The 6,621-nt window shown below is 63.3% G+C and carries 5 protein-coding genes; 3 read left to right on the top strand and 2 right to left on the bottom strand.

What is annotated here, in order from left to right; all coding sequences use genetic code 11:
• The first annotated feature begins 639 nt into the window (after positions 1-639).
• The 3 genes from FAZ97_RS30260 to FAZ97_RS30250 all read left to right on the top strand — a co-directional run bounded on the left by FAZ97_RS30260 (position 640) and on the right by FAZ97_RS30250 (position 5,104).
• A complete protein-coding gene (locus FAZ97_RS30260) occupies positions 640-1,533 on the top strand; it encodes a LysR family transcriptional regulator (protein WP_158762396.1) in 894 nt (297 codons plus the stop codon).
• Between the two features lie 94 nt (positions 1,534-1,627).
• Entirely contained in the window at positions 1,628-3,601 is a 1,974-nt protein-coding gene (locus FAZ97_RS30255; RefSeq protein WP_158762395.1) for an aconitase family protein, read from the top strand.
• Between the two features lie 48 nt (positions 3,602-3,649).
• Complete coding sequence (locus FAZ97_RS30250) at positions 3,650-5,104, top strand: MFS transporter (RefSeq protein WP_158762394.1); 1,455 nt, start codon at positions 3,650-3,652, stop codon at positions 5,102-5,104.
• 3 nt (positions 5,105-5,107) lie between these two features.
• Here FAZ97_RS30250 and FAZ97_RS30245 read toward each other — a convergent pair whose 3' ends face one another.
• On the bottom strand, positions 5,108-5,524 hold the full coding sequence (locus FAZ97_RS30245) for a universal stress protein (protein ID WP_158762393.1): 417 nt from the start codon (positions 5,522-5,524) through the stop codon (positions 5,108-5,110).
• Positions 5,525-5,649: 125 nt separating this feature from the next.
• Positions 5,650-6,570, bottom strand: a complete 921-nt coding sequence (locus FAZ97_RS30240; protein ID WP_158762392.1) for an AraC family transcriptional regulator — start codon at positions 6,568-6,570, stop codon at positions 5,650-5,652.
• Positions 6,571-6,621 lie beyond the last annotated feature (51 nt).

The raw sequence follows: 6,621 nt of genomic DNA, 5'->3' as shown, positions 1-6,621 counted from the left end.
CGTGTTCGAAAAGGCAAAGCGACGCCCAGCCGGCGACGGCGCGCGTTGCGCGCTCAGAGGCTGGCTAAGGTCTGAAGAATGAGTTTTGGCAGACGCGGCACATCGGCTCGATGAGCCCTGCGCCCGCTACGTGCGCCGCGCGGCTCGCGCTATTGCGCGATCGTGCGTATCTGTCCTTTGCTTTCGCGAGAGCAATTATTGCGCTCTCGCTGCGGCTGCCTCGTCGGGAATTTCGGCCCTGCGCTGGATCCCTGGAGGAGGGGAGACGTGCGCAATATTTTCGGACGGAGATTACGAAGTCACTGCTTGAAGTCAGACGCGCGGCGGATGTTACCGATAATTCCCCCTGGCATGTGAAAATCAGACGTAACAAAATGTCACACGAATTCACATCAGTTTCAATTACCGAAACTTAGTGAATTTCCGCCAATAGCAAGGTATGAATTACCTCAAAAGCATTCGGTAATGCTTGCTGCATCGATTGCGTGTTTCACCTGCTATTGGCGGCTATATCGGCAGTTTTTGGGCGGCCTGAAGAGCGCAGATGTCATTAGTTCTTTTGTCTATATTTCCCTTTTAAATGCCTTTCTGATTTAAATCGGGTCGGACGTCAATTGACTTGCTGATATTATTTAGCGCATGCGAATCGATCCCTATAGCCTCGAGCTGTTCATTGCGGTCGTGGAGGAAGGGTCCATTGCCCGCGCGGCCAGTCGCAATCACATTGCGCCTTCGGCGCTCAGCCGCCGCATGGCGGACCTCGAAGCGGCGATGGGGCTGCCCTTGCTCATCCGCTCCCCTTCGGGCGTCGAATTGACCGAGGCCGGCCGCCACGCGTTTTCTCGCGCGGCGGCGGTGCACGACCAGTTGCAGTCGCTCGCGCGCGAAGTCCAGTCGCTCAGCGGCGAGGTGGCGGGCGTCGTGCGCCTGTTCGCGAATGCGTCCGCGATCGTTGGCTTTCTGCCGGAGCGGCTCAAGGTCTTTCAGGCGCGCTACCCGCTCGTGCAGATCGCGCTGACCGAACAGATCAGCGACGAGGTCGTGCGGGCCTGCCTGGAAGATCGCGCCGACGTGGGGATCTCCGCGAACGGCAGGATTCCCGGCGCGCTCGATTCCTGGCCCTTCGCCAACGACCCGCTCATGGTGGTGCTGCCGCCCGAACACGAACTGGCTGGCGTGCAGGCGCTCACGTTCAACGACGTGCTGCGGTTTCCGCTCGTGGCGCTGCAGGCAGGCGGCTCGCTCGACCAGATCCTCAAGGAGCGCGCCGCCGCCGCGCGCGTGCCGCTCAAGATTCCGGTCACGGTCAACAGCTTCGACGCGCAGTGCCGCATGGTCGAGGCCGGGCTTGGCATCGGCATCGTGCCGACCAGTGCGGCGTCGGCCTTCGCGGGCTCGCAAGGGTTCGTGCGCCGCCCGCTCGATGAGCCGTGGGCGACGAGCCGCAGTCTGCGCCTGCACGCGTTGCGCAAGTCGCCGCGCCTGAGGGCTGTGCAGGCCTTGATCGATACGCTCGTTTTGTGCGAGGGTTAACGAGGACATCGCAAACGGCGATGCCCCCTATGCCGATCGAGCACTTCATCGCGCCGCCTGCTGCCGTCTAGATTTCCTCTCAAGGAGAGATCGGATGGCAACACTGGAATTGACTGGCCGCGTGCTGTTTCTTTGCAATGACCCGGAGCAGGTCGAGCGGCAATTGAATAGCGCGGTGCGTGGCGCCGAGCTGGAAGGCATCACGCCGGACGCGTTGAGAGACGATGTTTCGACCGACGAGATCACGCCCATGAGCGTGCTCACGCGCTTCGACGATCGTCTCGGCCGCGTGCCCTATGTCGGTTTTCATGCGGCCGGGCGCAATCCAATTGGTATGGATTCCGTACGAAACGGCGGATTCAGCGTGACCGTGGCCGGCAATCGCTACGGCAAGGGTTCGTCGCGCGAGCACAGCCCGCTGGCGGAATACCGTGCGGGCATCCGGCTCGTCATCGCGCGCAGCTTCGAGCGTATCTATCGACAGAACGCCGACAACATTGGCCTTTTCACGTCGACGGATTTCGGTCTGATCGAGCGCATCCTGCGCGGCGAGGCGATCGACATCGAAGAACTGGTTGCCTCTCGCGACGGCCTCGCGGCTTCGATTCTGCGCAGCGGCGGGTTGCTGAAATACGGCGCGCGGTACATGCAGCAGATCGAGCCCGTCTCGCAGTCCGCCGGTGGTCATGCCCCGCGCACGTACGCGCAGAAAATCCTCGAGCGTCATGGACTGCGCACAGCGCACACGGGGGGATCGCTTGCGCCGGGCTCGGGCATTTTCGTCCGCGCGGACTGGCGTTTCATCCACGAGTACTACACGGGGATGGCCACGCACATGCTGCATGCCACGTTCGGCAAGCCGCTTTCGCTGTATGAGCCAGAAACCTTGCTCGCGTTCGAGGATCACCTTTCTTATTCGCACAAGAGCGAGCTGCATGTGCGCAACGGACTGCTGCCTGATGTACGCGAGCTTTCGGCTGCACACCGTCAATTCGCGCACGACTATGGGGTGCGCAATCACGGCTACTTGAGCGAAGTCGACGGAGGCATAAAGGAAGGCTCGGAAGGCATTTCCCACGCGATGATGGCCGAACGCTATGCGCTGCCGGGGCAGGTTATCGTTGGGACCGATTCGCATACGCCGCATAGCGGCGCGCTCGGGTGTCTCGCGTTCGGCGTGGGCACGACCGACATGGCGAACGCGTTCGTGACGGGCGCGGTGCGCATGAACGTGCCGCAGTCGCTGCGCGTGAATTTTCACGGCCCGATTCCTCCCGGCGTGACGGCAAAGGATCTCGTGCTGCACCTGCTCGCGCAGCCCGGAATCCGCGCGGGCGCGGGCGTAGGCAAGGTGTTCGAGTTCGCGGGTTCCGCGATCGCGCAATTGAGCACCGACGAGCGCACGACGCTCACGAACATGACAGCGGAATTGGGCGGCTTCACGGGCATCGTGGCGCCCGACGAAGAAACCGTGCGCTTCTTGCGCGAGCGCCGCGGCATCGAGTTTGCCATCGAGCCGTGGATGCGCAGCGACCCGGGCGCGACCTATGCCGAAGTCATCGACATCGACTGCACGCAACTCTCGCCCATGCTCGCCGCGCCGGGCGACCCCGGCAACGGCGTCGCGCTGCATGACCTCGAAGCGAGGCCGCGTATCGACATCGCCTACGGCGGCTCGTGTACGGCGGGCAAGCGCGAAGACTTCGATCACTACCACGAAGTGCTCGCGTGGGCGGCGGCGCGCGGCATACGCGTGCCCGCCGATGTGAAGCTCTATCTGCAATTCGGTACGTCCGATGTGCGCGACTATTGCGTGGAGCGCGGCTATATCGAGACGTTTGAGCACGTGGGTGCTATTCTCCTGCAGCCCTCATGCGGCGCGTGCGCCAATTGCGGACCGGGATCTTCCGTCGACGCGGGCCAGGTCACGATCAGCGCGATCAACCGCAATTTTCCGGGGCGCTCGGGGCCTGGCCGCGTCTGGCTCGCGAGTCCGCCGACCGTCGTGGCGAGCGCACTCGCGGGTGAGATCGCATCGTTTGAAGAATTGAAAGAGCGCTATCCGTGAGCGCGATGTGAAGAACAATTGAATCGAATGACTACATTGGAGACAAACATGGCCATCCTGGAGGGCACGGCGAGCGTGCGCGCCGCCGACCATGAACCCACCGCCGATGCTAACGCGCTTGCCGAAGGCAGCGCGCAGTACGGCACGATCTCAGCCCGTCTCGACAGGCTTCCGGCCACGCGCGCGATATGGAAGCTGATCCTGTTGCTCAGCCTCGGGTTCTTCTTCGAACTCTACGATCTGCTCTACACGGGCTATGTTGCGCCGGGTCTCGTCAAAAGCGGCATTCTCACGCCGACCACCCCCGGCCTGTTCGGCACCTCGGGTGTGGCGAGCTTCATCGCCGCGCTGTTTTGCGGCCTCTTTATCGGCACGGCCGCATGCGGCTTTCTCGCGGATCGCTTTGGCCGGCGCGCCATCTTCACGTGGTCGCTGCTGTGGTACGTCGCGGCGAACACGGTCATGGCGTTCCAGGATACGGCGAGCGGGCTGAACTTCTGGCGCTTCGTTTCGGGCGTGGGCATCGGCGTCGAGCTGGTGACCATCGGCACCTACCTCTCCGAGCTTGCGCCAAAACACCTACGCGGCAGAGCGTTTGCCGTGTGCCAGGCGATCGGCTTTTCGGCCGTGCCTGTCGTGGCGTTTCTGTCGTGGCTGCTCGTGCCGCGTACGATGCTGGGGCTCGACGGATGGCGCTGGGTCGTGCTGCTCGGCGGCATTAGCGCGCTCTTTGTGTGGTACTTCCGGCGCAATTTGCCCGAGAGTCCGCGCTGGCTCGCGAGCAAGGGCCGCGCCGAAGAAGCCGCTGCGGTGCTGGCGGATCTCGAAGAGAAGGTTGCGCGGCAATACGGAGCGCCGCTGCCTGCACCCGGCCCCGCCGACCCGGTGCCACGAAAAGCCGGATTCGCCGACATGTGGAAGCCGCCGTACGGCAAACGCACCGTCATGCTCATCCTCTTCCATATTTTCCAGACGGTGGGCTTTTATGGTTTCGCGAACTGGGTGCCGACGCTGCTCGTGAAGCAAGGCATTACCGTCACATCGAGCCTCATGTACACCACGGTGATCGGACTCGCTGCGCCGCTGGGTCCGCTGCTCGGCTACTGGATTGCCGACCGCTTCGAGCGCAAGCATGTGATCGTCGGCATGGCGGCGATCAATATCGTGAGCGGTTTGCTGTTCAGCCAGGCATCGGCGGCGGTGGCGATCGTCACGCTCGGCGTGCTGTTGACGCTCGCGGGCAACATCATTTCGTTCACTTATCACACGTACCAGCAGGAGCTTTACCCTACGGCCATCCGCGCGCGCGCCGTGGGCTTCGTCTATTCGTGGAGCCGGCTCTCGGCCGTGTTCAGTTCCTTCGTCATCGCCTTTACGCTCAAGGAGTTCGGCGTGACAGGCGTGTTTGTTTTCATCGCGGGTGCCATGGCGCTCGTGATGGTTTCCATCGGGCTGATGGGGCCGCGCACGCTGGGCAAGTCGCTCGAGAGCATTTCGCACTGAGCGCTAGTGCAGCAGTGTGACGGGGGCGGCGCGCAGCCGCCATACCTTCATGATCATGCCCAACTTGCGCAGCATCCCGAGATGGCTGGCGTCGACGACAACCATGTCGGCATGTCCGCTTTCGACGCAGCGGGACACGCTTCGCACGAAAGGGCCGCACATATAGTGCGATGTGTAAGGCACGCCGGCGTTGTCGAGAATCGCGCAGGTCTCGCTGAGTGCGCGACTCAGGTGACGCTGGCTTTGTTCGCGTAGCTCTTCCTCGGACCAGAACGCGCTGGTGCGCTCGATGGCGACGTCTTCAAGGACTTCCAGGATTTCGACTTCGGACACGCAATGTTCGGAGAACAGGAAAACACTGTGTCGTGCCGCCTCGGCTGCGCCTCGACGGTCAAAGATGGGAATCAGTATTTTCAGCACGCTCGCTCTCGCCAGAAAGTGGCCCAGCGTTGCCGCATGAGCACGGAAGCACGGAGATCGATCCAGGGATCGCCTGAGTACAGCGTAGAGTGAAGCGCGTAAAGATGGTGCAAAAAATGGGTGCCTCACAACGCTGGGCGAAACTCCGCCGCTTGTTCCCGTGCATATTGCGCAGGCGGCACGCCCACATGCCGCGTGAACGCCACGCTGAACGTGCTGGCCGAGCTATAGCCAACGCTCAGCGCGACCTCGGCCACGCCCTGCGTTTGCCCGCGCAGCAGGGTTCTCGCGAGCGCCATGCGCCAGCCGAGCAGATACTCCATCGGCGTAACCCCCACCGCTCGCCGGAAGCGCTCAAAAAACGCCGAGCGTGACAGCGCCGCTTCCTTCGCAAGTTGCGCGACGGTCCAGGGCAGGGTGGGGCTTTCATGCATGCGCCGTAGCGCGGGCGCGAGACGCGGGTCGCCGAGACCGCGCAGCAGGCCAGGCGTAGCCGACGCATCGCCTGTCGAGCGCAGCGCTTCGATCAGCAGCACCTCCAGCAGGCGCGCGAGGATGACCTCGCGCGCGGGCCGCTGCGCGCGCGACTCGTCGCGCACGAGTTGTACGAGCGTGGCGAGGCGCTTTTCGCCGCGAACATGGATGAGCTGCGGGAGCAGGGAGACGAGCAAGGCCGCATCGGGCGAGCCGAACACGCAGTAACCCACGAGCATCTGCACGTTGGCCGGCCCGCTCGGGTCGCCAAGCCGGTATTCGCCGCTGAGCTGCGCGACGGGGGTGGTGTCCGTGGTCGGCGTCGTCGCCGGATCGAGGCTCGACATCGTGAAGCCGTGCGCCTCCGGAATCAGGATGAAATCGTCGGGTTCGAGCGTGACTGGCGCCTGGCCATCCACCTCGAGGCGGCATGAGCCTTCGAGGATCGCGCAGTAAAAGGGCTGCCCGGCATCCGTGCGCCGGATACGCCAGGCACCGGCGCCGCTGACACGTTTCGAGAACGAGGCGCCCGGCTGGAGCAGCGCGACCACTTCCGCGAGTGGGTCGATCATGACCGGACTCCTGCAAATGAAACGTGGACTTCTGATTGTAGCAAGTCCAGC

The organism is Paraburkholderia acidiphila, assembly GCF_009789655.1.
Taxonomy (GTDB): domain Bacteria; phylum Pseudomonadota; class Gammaproteobacteria; order Burkholderiales; family Burkholderiaceae; genus Paraburkholderia; species Paraburkholderia acidiphila.
The sequence above is the reverse complement of the archived record's forward strand: the minus strand, read 5'-3'. Positions and strand labels throughout refer to the sequence as shown.

Excerpts from the sequence above, each read along its gene's own strand:
- FAZ97_RS30240 (WP_158762392.1), bottom strand. The coding sequence starts at position 6,570 with ATGATCGACCCACTCGCGGAAGTGGTCGCGCTGCTCCAGCCGGGCGCC.
- FAZ97_RS30260 (WP_158762396.1), top strand. The coding sequence starts at position 640 with ATGCGAATCGATCCCTATAGCCTCGAGCTGTTCATTGCGGTCGTGGAG.
- FAZ97_RS30255 (WP_158762395.1), top strand. The coding sequence starts at position 1,628 with ATGGCAACACTGGAATTGACTGGCCGCGTGCTGTTTCTTTGCAATGAC.
- FAZ97_RS30250 (WP_158762394.1), top strand. The coding sequence starts at position 3,650 with ATGGCCATCCTGGAGGGCACGGCGAGCGTGCGCGCCGCCGACCATGAA.